The organism is Halomicrococcus pelagicus, assembly GCF_051917725.1.
In the GTDB taxonomy this organism is placed as follows: Archaea; Halobacteriota; Halobacteria; order Halobacteriales; family Haladaptataceae; genus Halomicrococcus.
This window is the reverse complement of record NZ_JBQBLX010000004.1, coordinates 38,806-50,936: the sequence shown is the minus strand read 5'-3', so window position 1 is coordinate 50,936 and position 12,131 is coordinate 38,806. Positions and strand designations below refer to the sequence as shown.

General features: G+C 69.1%; 14 protein-coding genes. 2 read left to right on the top strand and 12 right to left on the bottom strand.

What is annotated here, in order from left to right; translation table 11 throughout:
- Positions 1-162: 162 nt before the first annotated feature.
- The 8 genes from ACTF4R_RS11925 to ACTF4R_RS11890 form a co-directional block, all read right to left on the bottom strand.
- Positions 163-1,284 (bottom strand): tyrosine-type recombinase/integrase, encoded by a 1,122-nt coding sequence (locus ACTF4R_RS11925; protein WP_440008074.1) that lies wholly within the window; start codon positions 1,282-1,284, stop codon positions 163-165.
- Positions 1,281-1,460, bottom strand: coding sequence for a paraquat-inducible protein A (locus tag ACTF4R_RS11920; protein WP_147253181.1), 180 nt, complete (start codon positions 1,458-1,460; stop codon positions 1,281-1,283). The genes ACTF4R_RS11925 and ACTF4R_RS11920 overlap by 4 nt, the downstream gene beginning before the upstream one ends.
- A 67-nt stretch (positions 1,461-1,527) precedes the next feature.
- Complete coding sequence (locus tag ACTF4R_RS11915) at positions 1,528-2,796, bottom strand: DUF7405 family protein (RefSeq protein ID WP_440008073.1); 1,269 nt, start codon at positions 2,794-2,796, stop codon at positions 1,528-1,530.
- 68 nt (positions 2,797-2,864) lie between these two features.
- Entirely contained in the window at positions 2,865-4,661 is a 1,797-nt protein-coding gene (locus ACTF4R_RS11910; RefSeq protein ID WP_440008072.1) for a Rieske 2Fe-2S domain-containing protein, read from the bottom strand.
- A gap of 63 nt (positions 4,662-4,724) precedes the next feature.
- Entirely contained in the window at positions 4,725-5,321 is a 597-nt protein-coding gene (locus ACTF4R_RS11905; protein ID WP_440008071.1) for an AsnC family transcriptional regulator, read from the bottom strand.
- A 196-nt stretch (positions 5,322-5,517) separates the two neighbouring features.
- Positions 5,518-6,567: a Gfo/Idh/MocA family protein gene (locus ACTF4R_RS11900; RefSeq protein ID WP_440008069.1), complete on the bottom strand. Its 1,050-nt coding sequence runs from the start codon at positions 6,565-6,567 to the stop codon at positions 5,518-5,520.
- A 355-nt stretch (positions 6,568-6,922) separates the two neighbouring features.
- Positions 6,923-7,081, bottom strand: a complete 159-nt coding sequence (locus ACTF4R_RS11895; RefSeq protein WP_440008068.1) for a hypothetical protein — start codon at positions 7,079-7,081, stop codon at positions 6,923-6,925.
- A 49-nt stretch (positions 7,082-7,130) separates the two neighbouring features.
- The gene (locus tag ACTF4R_RS11890) at positions 7,131-7,796 is read right to left on the bottom strand and encodes a helix-turn-helix domain-containing protein (protein ID WP_440008066.1); all 666 of its coding nucleotides are present in this window, start codon (positions 7,794-7,796) and stop codon (positions 7,131-7,133) included.
- Between the two features lie 327 nt (positions 7,797-8,123).
- Between ACTF4R_RS11890 and ACTF4R_RS11885 the strand changes: the two genes are divergently transcribed.
- Both ACTF4R_RS11885 and ACTF4R_RS11880 read left to right on the top strand, forming a co-directional pair.
- Positions 8,124-8,558, top strand: coding sequence for a universal stress protein (locus ACTF4R_RS11885; protein ID WP_440008065.1), 435 nt, complete (start codon positions 8,124-8,126; stop codon positions 8,556-8,558).
- Positions 8,559-8,683: 125 nt separating this feature from the next.
- Entirely contained in the window at positions 8,684-8,857 is a 174-nt protein-coding gene (locus tag ACTF4R_RS11880; protein ID WP_440008064.1) for a hypothetical protein, read from the top strand.
- 23 nt (positions 8,858-8,880) lie between these two features.
- Here ACTF4R_RS11880 and ACTF4R_RS11875 read toward each other — a convergent pair whose 3' ends face one another.
- The 4 genes from ACTF4R_RS11875 to ACTF4R_RS11860 form a co-directional block, all read right to left on the bottom strand.
- Positions 8,881-9,342, bottom strand: coding sequence for a histidine kinase (locus ACTF4R_RS11875; RefSeq protein ID WP_440008062.1), 462 nt, complete (start codon positions 9,340-9,342; stop codon positions 8,881-8,883).
- Positions 9,343-9,423: 81 nt separating this feature from the next.
- On the bottom strand, positions 9,424-9,801 hold the full coding sequence (locus ACTF4R_RS11870) for a hypothetical protein (protein ID WP_440008061.1): 378 nt from the start codon (positions 9,799-9,801) through the stop codon (positions 9,424-9,426).
- Positions 9,802-9,833: 32 nt separating this feature from the next.
- A complete protein-coding gene (locus ACTF4R_RS11865; RefSeq protein ID WP_440008060.1) occupies positions 9,834-10,838 on the bottom strand; it encodes a 3-oxoacyl-ACP synthase in 1,005 nt (334 codons plus the stop codon).
- Entirely contained in the window at positions 10,835-11,989 is a 1,155-nt protein-coding gene (locus ACTF4R_RS11860; protein WP_440008491.1) for a branched-chain amino acid ABC transporter permease, read from the bottom strand. Before ACTF4R_RS11860 ends, ACTF4R_RS11865 begins: the two co-directional genes overlap by 4 nt.
- Positions 11,990-12,131 lie beyond the last annotated feature (142 nt).

Below are 12,131 nucleotides of genomic sequence, written 5' to 3'. Positions count from 1 at the left end.
TCCTCTGCCTCTCCCGCACTCCTCTGCTCTTCCCCGCTCTCCGGTGTCATTGTTTCGTCAACCCCGCATTCCCGTCTCTCACACTCGGGAGCGTCCGACGTAAAACGAGTGGCTAGCGGTTACGCGGCCGCCGTGGGTCGGGGGCGGAGGTCGCGGCGCTCGTCACTCGTCCAGTACGTCGTCGACGCGCTCGGCCGTCTCGCTGGCCCGGATGTCGCTGTAGCTCTCGTGGGTGGTCGAGATGGAGGCGTGTCTGAGCGCGGACTGTGCGAGTTCCGCGTGGCCCTCCGAGTAGAGCTTGTGCCCCAGACCCCGGCGAGCGCCGTGGGGTTTGAGATACTCGCCGTCGACGTCCAGGTCCGCCTGCTCGCAGAGCCGCTTCATCAGGTCGCGCGCACCGCGGGTCGAGATGGCCGGCACGGTCACCTCGTACTCCCGGACCACCTCGTCGACGGGGTTCGCGTCCAGTATCTCCTCGATGCGCGCCTCGTCGTAGTCGCGGTCGCCGAGCTGGTCGCGCACGGCGGCGTACTTCGACGGGGCGTGGTCGGTCGGAAACACCGGAAATCGTGGTGTCGGGGGTTCCTGCACCCGGCGGTAGCGCTCCAGGGCCTCCGCGGCGCGCTCGGGCAACTGGGCGTACTCGTACTCGCGGGACTTCCCGAACACGCGGAGAGCGCCGCCCTCGACGTCGACGTCCTCCCAGGTCGCGCCGTCGCGGCGGTCGTCGGCGGGGTCGCGGAACACCTCCGCGCCGCGCACGCCCGAGAGCGCGAGCAGTCGTACCAGCGCCCGGTCGCGGTACGCACGCTCGCGTCCGACCGCCGCCTCCCCGTCCAGCGCCCGCTCGACACGGCGGTCCATGAACCGCAGGATGGCCTTGCGGTCGCGTTCGGACCAGAACTGCCGGTCCGCGTCGCCGGGGTCCTCGGGCAGTTCCGACTGGGCGCGCGAGACCGCGGCCGGGTTCCGGTCGATGAGTTCGTCGGCCTCGCAGAACCCGAGGAACGCCCGGACGTAGGCGTAGTAGGTGTTCGCCGTCGACGCCTTCAGGTCGTCGTCGCGGACGCGTCGCTTGAGGTGACGGGCGTAGCGGCGACAGTCGATGACCGCCACTTCCTCCAGCGTGGTCGCGTCGCGCTCGGTCGCCAGCCAGTTCGCCCACTCCCGGAGCGAGGAGTCGGCGATGGCGGCGGAGTTGCCCGCTTCGACGCTGGCGAGGTACTCCTCGATGGCGGTTGAGAGCGGCGTCTCGGTCGTGCCCGTCGCGGTCGCGTCCGTCATGTCAACCTCGGGTCGAAGGTGTCGGCCATCTCGTGGCCGCACCGCGGACACGTCAGTTGCGACCGCTCTGCGTCCTTGAACCGGCCGACCGGTCCGATGTACCCACACTCCGAACAGCGACGGATCGGTAGCTGTATCATCGCGGCGTCGTCTTCCTCTCGACGCGGCTTCCACAAAAAGCTACGTCCCGGGTCGGTTGGAGCGACTCGGATTCTGCGGCGGCAGTCCGACCGTCGTTCGACGCTACGCCGGCGACGGTAGCGACCGCTTCGAGCGGGGCGGCAGCAGGAAGTTCCCCCGGCGCTCGACGGTCATGTACTGGAGGATGCCGTTGTTGAGGCGCTGGCCGACCGACGACTTCTCGGCGACGTCGGTGCCGTTCATCGCGGTCCGGGTGTCCTCGAAGTCGCCGATGGCGCGCTGGAGCGACACGAAGTGGAGGCCGGCCTCGCCGCCGTCCGTCGAGTCGAAGTCGCGGCGGAGGATGAGCGGCGAGTCGTCCTCGCGGACCGTCGCGGACTTCTGGGAGTGGCCGACCATCCCGCGCTCGCGGGCCCGGTCGGCGACGTTCTCCGTACACTCCTCGTCCATTCCGCTATCGTCGCCGAGGTTCTCGCCGACGCCCTCGACGCGGTCCTCGGCGGCGTGGGCCGGACAGAACATCTTGGCGACGCGCTGTTCGCGACTGTCCTGCTCGTACCACTGGTCGAGGTGGAGCCGAATCTTCGAGACGTGCTGGGTGGCCCCGCCCCCGAACGGCCCTTCTCGAATCGTCACGCGGTCCTCGTCGGCCTGGTTCTTCTCGAACCCGGACTTGAACCCCATGTACAGCGGCGACTCCTCGGGCACGGGTTTCGAGTCCGGAATCCCCTGGACGTCCTGGTTGTCGGCGGGCAGTCCCGCGCCGACGAACCCCGTCCGGCGGTCGGCCTTCTGCAGGACCCCCGAGAGCGACGCCGCCATCTCCACGCCGTTCAACTCCGTCTTCTCCCCGAGCAGGGCCTCCTCGGCCGCCAGCGCGACCGCGGCGTGGTCGCTGGCGAGGTGGACGACGGCGTCCTGGCGGTCGAACGTCGGGTCCTCGAACGGGGCGAGCGCCGACGGTGACGGCAGGTCGACCGGGTCGGGCAGCGACTTCGGGAACCGGTCGAAGTACGACGGCGAGTAGCCGACAGAGAACAGCAGGCCGTCGTTCCCCCGGCGGTAGGCGCGTTCGAGGCTCCGGAAGGCCGTCTCGACCGTCTCGCGCTCGGCGGCGGTCGGCGTTCCGCTCCCCGCGTAGTTCAGGTAGAGCAGCACCTGGTGGCGTGCCGGCAGGACGTTCCCGTGGTCGTCCGTCGAGAGGGCGCCGTTCCACCCGTGCTGGCGGTCGGGCAGCGTCGAGAGGTCGTCCGGCCCCTTCGGCACGTCCGGCGCGCCGTTCCGGTCGAGGCAGGCCGACAGCGCCGCCGACCCTCCGATGGCGACGGCCGCCTTCACGAACTCGCGTCGCTGGATTCCGCGCTCGCTCATCGGTCGCTTCTAGCTACCACGCGCGAAAAGGGATTCTGGTACGGGCGTCGAAACCCGCGGAACCGTCCTCAAACGCCGTCCGACTCGTGGATTTTCTCTCCGCGGTGCAACCGGTCCGCAATGGTGTAGGTCTGTTCGGCCTCGCGCCGCGTCGGGAAGTGGGCGGCCATGTAGCGGGCGAGCGCCATCAGGACGACCCGTCGCTCACGCTCGCGGTCCGTCGAAACGAAGTCGCTCGCTTCGTCGCCGGACCGGAGGTCGAACTGCGCGAACGACGCTTCGAGGTTCTGGAGCGTGTGGAAGCCGGCGTCCTCGCGGAGCAGCCCCTCGCCGAGCGTCTCCTTGAGGTCGGCGGGGTCGCCGCCCGCCGCGAAGTGCTCCGCGACGAGGGTCGCGGCCTCGCGGACGCCGCCCTCCTCGTCGAACGTCTCCAGCAGTCGGTCGCGCAGGTCGGCCGGGTCGGCGTCGCTCTCCTCGACCTCGGGAATCGGCGCGGGCGGCGTGTTGAGGAAGCGGTCGAGGTAGACGCTCATCGCGCCCGCGAGGATTCCCCGGTAGAGCGCCGTCGAACTCGCTCGCCGGGCGGCCTGCTGGACCGCGTTGTTGTACGTGTACGTGTGATGGACCGTGTTCCAGTCGTTGAACTCGTTGCTCGTCCCGAACTGCGCGACCCGCAGGGCGGACGCGTAGGCGACGCGGTCAGCGAGTTGCTCGCAGCTCGCGCCGCCCCGGACGGCGTCGGTCAGGGCGTCGAGGACGGCGTGCGGGTCGTCGGACAGCAGCGTGTCGACGAAGTCGTCCGGTTCCGTCCAGTCGGCGGCGTCGCCGGCGGCGGCCTGGCCCTCGTCGACCATCGCCGGGAGGTCGTCGAAGGCGTCGAACAACAGCTCGCCGAGGTCGACCGGCTGGGTCCACGAGGAGAGCTCCTCGCTCCGCTGGGCGTTCGTGAGGCGGGGAATCACGCTCGGCAGTATCTCGTGGGCGTGCTCCCAGCCGACGCGGTCGACCATCTCCAGCGCCTTGTTGATGAAATCGAAGCTGTGGCCCGCGTCGAGGTAGAGGTGGTCAGTCGCGGCGGTGTAGAGGATGTCCGCCACCGTCTCCGGTTCGAGCGTGGCGATGGCGGTCTGGAGGCAGCGTTCGGCCCCGTCGTCGTCGCGCACCTCGACGCAGTCGCGGAACCACTTCCGCAGGCGCTCTTCGGTCACGTCGCGGGTGTCGAACGAGGGCTGGTCGAACTTCGGCGGTTCGCCCTGGCAGTCGTCCGCGACGTGGCGTAGCCCGGTGTACAGTGCCCGGGTTCGGTCCTCCGGCCGCAGGTCGGGGAGGACGTTCGCCATCGCCGAGTGGATGGTCAGCCCCGAACTCCATCCCTGCTGGCGGTATCGCGCGCCGAATCGAGCGCCGACGCGCAGCGGCTCCTCGGCGGGAACCCCCTCGTTCGCCAGTCCGATGGCCGACTTGGCGACGACGAGTCGCAGGTTCTCTTCCAGCCCCGTCTCCAGCCGGTTCTTCCAGTGCTCCTCCGGCGGTTCGTCCGGTTCCGGATGGGGGTTCACGTACACTTCTCCGTCGCGCTCCTCGACCGGGAACGACTGTACGTCGTCGGCCCAGGGGTCGAACGTGTCGCCGCAGGAGAGCTCGAACCGGGCGTGGTGCCAGTGGCAGGTGAGGATGCCGTCCTCGACGGTCCCTTCCGTGAGCGGAAACCCCATGTGCGGACAGCGGTTGTCGACGGCGCGGTACTCGCCCTCGTGGTGGAAGAGCGCAATGGACCGGCCGTCGGCTCTCACGAGCAGTCGTCCTTCCTCGCGCAGTTCGTCGGCGTCGGCGGCTTTCACGAAGGTTTCGCTGTCGGTCGCCATGTGTGTTCGATTGCCACGGGACCACAAAACAGTTCGCTGAACCGGATTTTTGTAATCGTACTGTCAGCTCGTCGCGCCTTCCTGGAGGCGCTCGTACCGCTCGGTGAACTGGGACTTGCAGGACGAACAGCAGAAGTGGTACAGTTCGCCGTCGATTCGCGTCGATTCGCCCTCGGTCGTGACGGTGTTACCGCACTCGACGCACTCGGGCGAGAAGTCGATGTCGCCGGGCTGGGGGTTCCACGTCGAGTCGACGAGCAACTGGACGTCGTACTCCTCGACCGCGTCTTCGCCGATGGCGTCGGCGAGCAGCGTCTCCACGTCGTGTTCCCGCAGGTTCGCCTTGCAGATGACGTGGGCGTCCGCGGTGACGAAGACGTGTTCGACGCCGTCGAACGACTCCAGCGCCGTCCGGACCTCCTCGACGTGCCCCGGTCGCGCGTGGACGGTGACCAGGAGCGAGAGACCGTCGGACAGCATCGCGTAGTCTAAGTCGGCGGTGAACCGGCGGATGACTCCCATCTCCGCCAGGCGGTCGACGCGGTCCGAGACCGTCGGCGGCGAGAGACCGACCTGGTCGGCTATCTCGTTGTACGGCCGCCGGGCGTCTGCGACGAGCAACCTGATGATTTTCCTGTCGGTGTCGTCGAGCTTTCTCATCGGTCGACAGTTCGCCGGCCGACATAAAACCGCTTTCGATGTCGGGCATCCAGTCGATATTTGACTGAATTTGCTGAACCGAAACCCAAATTCCGTTATTTTCCTAACTCAATTAGCGGCGGCCGTACAGCGAGTAGAGGATAGCGACCGTTCCGGAAGCGACGACGCGTCCGGTCCGCTGCCGACCGACGACTGCTCAGGCGCTGGCCGCGAGTTGCTCTTCCGTCGCGTCGTCGAGGAGCGCCTGCACGTCGACCGTCCGGCCCGTCTCGGCGGCCTCGTAGGCGGCCTCGGTCATCGCCGTCACCCGGACTCCGGTTTCGCCGGGGACGGCGGGTTCCTCCTCGCCCGCGACCGAGCGGACGAAGTTCGTCAGCTTCTTTCGGGTGAGGGGTTCGAACGCCGTCGACCCCTCCGCGGGGCGCACCGTCGACTCGTCGCCGTCGGCGTCGACGACGCGCAACCGGTCGCCGTCGTACTCGACGTGACCGTCGGTGCCCCAGACGACCATCCCCTCTTCTGGCGAGGCGGTGTCGCCGTCCGCGCTGACGCCGACGCTCGCCGTGACCCGGCTGCCGTCGCGGTCGAGCGTCGCGGCCAGCGCCGAGTTCACGTCCACGTCCTCGCCGCGGTCGTCCGTCACCGCCGCGACCGAGACGGGCTCCGTGCGGGACGTCCAGAGCACGGCGTCGAGCAGGTGCGACCCGGAGTCGTACAGCTGGCCGCCGCCGGAGAGGTCGGGGTTCGTGCGCCAGGTCCCCCGCTGGACGTCTATCCAGTCCTGGCCGAGATAGCAGTCCACCATGTGAACGTCGCCGATGCGACCCTCGTCGACGACGCGCCGGAGTTCCCCGAACAGGGGATGGAAGTGGCGCTGGTAGCCGACCTGGAGGACCCGGTCGCGCTCGTCGACGGCCTCCACGGGATCGACCGCGTCGGCCACGTCCGTCACCATCGGCTTTTCCACGAACACGTCCACTCCGGCCTCGAGGCAAGCGGTCGCCTGCTCGTGGTGGAGCGTGTGCGGCGTGACGATGGTGACGGCGTCGAGTTCGTCCCCCTGCTCGGCCAGCAGCGCCTCGTGGTCGGCGTACGCCGGTGCGTCGTACTCCGACTCGAAGCTCTCGCGGGCTTCCGGGGAGACGTCAGCGCCTGCGACGACGCGAACGCCGTCGACGTCGTCGAGAATCCCGAGTTCGATGCGTCCGAGTCCACCGAGGCCGATGGCCCCGATTCGAACGTCCATACCCCGGCGAGGATTCATGGTATATAGGATTATCGGCCCGTCGGCGCGGCGAGCAGCGAACGTCGACGACCCCGGTCGAAGCTCGCTTCCGCTTCGACGGCCTCACGTCGCGGCGCACCCCCACCGTTTCCGTAGCTTCGCCCCATCCTGCGGGCTCGCCCGGCCGATTACGGGACGCGAGTTTCGACCGTCTCCGTGCCGAACGCCGTCGCGACGAACGGGGCGAGTGCGGCACCGGACGTCCTCGACCGGCTGTCGGGTCCGCGAGGTAGTCGCGGAACGACTTCGTGGAAGGACCGTCGCCCGCTGGAGGGCACGCCAGTGGCGGAACCGTCACGGACACCCGCCGACGGTTTCAGGAAGCCACCACGGACCTGGTCCGACGGAGCAATCGCACGAGAACCGCCAGCGCTATCGTGCCCAGTATCCAGACGCCGACCGTCCGGACGCCCCCCATCGGGTCGCTCGTCGACTCCGTTCGCCCGATTTCGGCGCTCGCAGTTTCCCCGGACATACGGACGTGAGACGACGGACGACGGAATAAAACTGCTGGCGAACCCGTCCTACCGGATGTCCTCGCCGACGATTATCGTCCGCGAGACGAGATTGCGGTACGCGCGGCGCAACCGCTCGGAGAGCGCCTGGTGGGAGATGTCGAGTTCTGTCGCCAGTTCCTCGCCGGAGACGCTGCGGGGCACCTCGTAGTAGCCGTGTTCGAACGCCGTCACCAGCGCCTCGTACTGCTCTTCGGTCAGACCGTACTGGCTGCGTCGAGGTGCCGCTTCGAGCTGGTAAATCTGGTCGACGTCGAACGGAACGTCGTTCGTCTCGCAGAAGTCGTAGGTCGCCGACAGCGAGTCCCGGTCGGGGAAGAGCACGCGGAGCCACCACTCGTCGTCTTTCCCGACGGCGTCCATGATGGTCCCCTGGGCGTCCACGAGGACGTGGACGACGAACCGGGTGCGTTCGACCCACTCCATCCGGTAGAGCCACTCGTCGCCGAGGTCCGCGAGAAGTTCCACCTCGTCGGTCGTCGGGTCGTCGGACAGCGCCCGCTCTAGCTCGTCGGCCTGGTCCGAGTCGGCGGCCGCCCAGACGTACGGCATCACCTGACCGGCCTCCGGGGCGACGACGCGCTCGATTTCGAACTCGACCCCCTCGACCCGGTCCAGCGTCCTTTCCAGCGCGAAGTCGGACGCCGGAGTCCGCCCGACGACGATGGTCCCCATGGACCGACGTACGTTACCGGACGGGAAACCGTTGCTGGCACCGGACGCCGCTTCGGCCGTCAGTACGCTTCGTCAGGCGCAACGGGGCCGCAGAACGCCGAGTACCGGACGGCAAAGTACGCCGGGAACCGACGGCAACGGGACGGTCCCACCGTTCGTCGGCGTCGGGGGAGTTCGGAGACGACCGGCGATGGCTGGGTCGAAACGGGTTCGCCTCCTGCAGTTACTCGGGAGAGAGAACGGATAGCGGCCCGTCGACTCCCGGGACGTGACGACCACCACAAATGACACGCGCATGCGAACCGTAGCCCGGAACGGAGGTACTCCATGTACGACCGAATCCTGCTGCCGACGGACGGCAGTCCCGCCACCGAGAAAGCGATCCAGCAAGCGCTCGACCTCGCCGAGATGTCCGACGCGACCCTGCACGTCGTCTCGGTCGCAGACCGGTCCGCCGTCCCGCCGGACGTGCGCGTCGGTATGGTGCTCGACGAACTCGAGGCGAACGCGGAGGACGCCGTCGCCGAGGTCCGGAAGCGAGCCGACGAGGAGGGCGTCGCCGTGACGACGACGGTGATTCGGGGCGTGCCGCACCGCGCCATCCTCGACTACGCCGAGGACGAGGACGTCGACGTCATCGTGATGGGGACCCACGGCCGCCGGGGGCTGAACCGGTACCTCGTCGGCAGCGTCACCGAGAAGGTCGTTCGGCTCTCCGACGTGCCCGTGCTCACGGTCCGGATGACCGACTCCGGCGAGTGAGCGGCCCGCCGGTGGCGGCCGTCGACTGCGGTGGCGGTCGTCGGCTCGCTCGCTTCGCGAAGACGCTCCGTAACCGGTTAACGAGTTTATAATGAAGGTCGTGGACGTTCTTTCGTAAGTGTACGATGACTCCCGAAACGAACGCGCTCCCATCGACCGGACGCCGGGCGGACCGCACCGCGGAGACGCGGGCGAGCGACCAGGAGACGGACGGCACGGGGCGGACGCTCTCGTTGCGCGCGCTGCTTCCGGGACCGTACGTGAACTACCCGGAACGGGACCGTCGCCGCGACGGATAACGCGGAGTCATGTCGGTCGTCGGTCAGCGCGACAGAGCGGCGTAGAGACCGCCGAGCAAGACGCCGTAGACGAGATGTCCCACGAGACTCTGCGGATTGACGTTCGGGACGCCGGGACTCGGCAGGCCGACCAGGCCCATCCATATCGGCATGACGATGGCGGCGGCGACGAGCCAGAGGACGACGCCGTACGCCAGTCCGAGGCCGGTGACCGACGCGGTCGATTCGGCGTACTTCGACAGCGGCGGCCGCGAGACGACGGCGGCGAACACCAGCGCGAACGCCACGCTGTGGAGGAGATGCGCTATCCACCCCGCGGCGAGGCTCTCGACGCCGTAGAGCGCCCCGATGACGGGCATGATACCCATCACGAACTGTATCAGCAGCCCCATCGCGATTCCCGCGCCGACGCCGGCCAGGACGGCGCTGGTCCAGTCGACGGTTCCCGTCTCCCTTCGAACGGCGGTCTCCGTTTCTGATGCCATGTCCGTACCGACGACGGGCCGTGAAAAAGCGACGGCGCGGTCGTGCGTCTGGCGTTCACGACCGCCCGCGGTCCCGCGACGCTACTCCCCGGCCCGGAACCGGCGGGCGAGGTAGTACGCCACCGCGTAGCCGCCCGCGAACACGCCGCCAGCGCCGACGCCGACGGCCGCCGACGCGCTCAGCGCCCGTTCCGCGACGGCGACGACCACGGCGCCGAAGGCCGCGCTCGCGACGGCGACGACGGCGGCGTCCCGCGCGGCGCCCTCGGGCCAGCGCGCTTCGCGGTAGGCGTCGACGTCGAACTGCGGTTTCCATCCGGCGAACACGAGCAGCGGCATGGCGACCCCGAGGCCGACCACGACCGCGTAGCCGCCGGGAGCCCCGGCGGTCTCGGCGGCAGCGGCGACCGTCCCGGCCAGCAGCGCGCCGACGAACGTGGCGACGATGCGGTTCAACATGGCAGCGACTGCCGACGGCAGGGAGAAAAGCGTTACCCGTGCCACTCCAGCACGGTCGCGGCCCAGGTGTACCCGGTTCCCGCGGCGAGAAAGAGCACGACGTCGCCGGGTTCGACGAGCCCCTCCTCGCGGCCGCGGTCCAGCGCGAGCAACTGGTCGACGCTCTGGACGTGGCCGTACTCGTCCAGGTAGTAGCCGGGCGCGCCCAGTTCGTCGAGCAGCAGGTCGTGGAACGACCGCTTCACGTGGGTGAGCGCGACGAAGTCGAGGTCGTCGCGGTCGGAGCCCGACCGTTCGAGGGCGTCGTCGGCCACGTCGAGGAAGTTCGGCAGGCTGGCGTCCGCGAGACGCTCTTTCATCCCCTCGGGGTCCGCCACGTCGAGCGCGTGTAGCCCGGCGGCCACCGTCTCCCGCCTCGGTGGGTTCCGTGACCCGCCCGCGGGCATCACCACGTCCTCCGAGAAACTGCCGTCCGTGACGGCGGCGCTCTCGCGGACCGTGGCTCGCGGGTCGTCGGGGTCGGCCTCCAGGACCGCCGCGCTCGCCCCGCTGCCGAAGTTGAACATGAACGAGGCGTCCTCGTTGCCGTAGTCGACGAGGTCCTCCTCGCGGCTCGCGGCGACGAGCAGCATCGTCTCCGGGGCGTCCGCGAGCAGTTGCGCTCTCGCCGCCCGCAGCGCGACGGGCGCGCCGGCACAGAGCGCGTAGCTCTCGCTGGCGAACGCGCCCTCGGCACCGAGGCGTTCGGCGACGTTCGCGGCGGCGCTCCAGACGACGAAGTCCTTGTACTCGCTGCCGTGGTAGAGCACGGCGTCCACGTCCGCGGCCGCGACGCCGGCGTCGTCGAGCGCCCGTTCCCCGGCCGCCACGCACATGTCCGTGACGTGGTCCGAATCGGGGGGGCAGACGCGCTTCTCGCGGACGCCCATCTTCTCGACGACGACTTCTTCGGGAATCCCGCTCCGGTCGGCGATTTCGGTTCCGGAGACGGTCTCGTCCGGGACGTAGACGCCGTAGCCGGTGAGTCCGACCGTCACAGGTACCTCCGGACGTGCGCGGGGAGGCGTTTCGCGACCGGGCCGCCGAGCCTGTCCCGCACTGTGCCGAGCAGTCCGTTCGGCACGAACAGGACGAACAGGACGAACAGCGCGCCGACGTAGAGGCTGGCGTGGCCGTTCAGGAACGTCTCGATGCTCGTGCCGACCGTCATTCCGCCGTAGAGTTCGGTCGTCATCAGGCCCTCGCCGAGGTGCTCGCGGAGGTACGGCAGCAGGCCGCCGCCGCTGGCGGCCTTCGAGAGGAACTCCTTGATCGTCTCGCTGAACAGGTGACCGTACAGGGGCCCGGCCAGCGTGCCGAACCCGCCGATGATGGCGGCGAGCAGCGCGTCGCCGGCCACGAGGAAGTAGAAGGACTCCTCGGGCGAGACGCTGCGCTGGTAGCCCGCCAGCAGGCCGCCCGCGACGGCGGCGAAGAACGCGCTGATGGCGAACGCGCCGAGCTTGTACCGGAAGGTGTCGTACCCCACGGCGACGGCGCGCTCCTCGTTCTCCCTGATGGCGACCATCACGCGCCCGAACGGCGAGTGGAGGATGCGCTGCATCGCGAAGTAGCAGCCGAGCACGACGAGCCCGACCACGTAGTAGGAGACCTCCGTCGCGCTCAACTGGACGAACGCGAGCGACACCTCGTCGCCCGTCAACTGCCCGATGGCGAGGTTGAGCGCGTCGACCCCGGGGACGCCGACGTTCAGTCCGTCCATCGTGTCGACGAAAACGCCGTCCCGGGGGTTCGAGCCGACGTAGCTCCAGTTGCGAACCAGCACGTACAGCACCTGGGCGAACCCGAGCGTTATCATGGCGAAGTAGACGCCGGTCAGCCGGAACGACACCGCGCCGATGGCGAGCGCCAGCACCGCGGCGACGACGCCGGCCAGCAGGAGCAGTACCACGTACGGCGTCCCCGAGGGCACGAACGGCACCTTGCCGTTGGTCACGAGGACGACGAAGTACGCGCCGGTGCCGTAGAAGGCGGCGTGGCCGAACGACAGGTAGCCGGTGTACCCCGAGATGAAGTCGAAGCTCATCGCGAACAGCGCGAAGTACAGCACCGGCACCATCGTCTCGACCCGCGGCAGCAGCATCGTCGCCTCCGCGCCGACCGGCGAGTTCACCAGCACGTGGTGGATTCCGGGATAGACCGCGAGGACGGCGACGACCGCCAGGTGGGCGACGTGGTCGCGGGCGTACTCGACCGCCCACGAGTCGGCGGTGTCGGTGCCGTCCAGCGCGGCCCTCCCGGGTACCTCCGACTCGCCGTCGGCGGCCGTC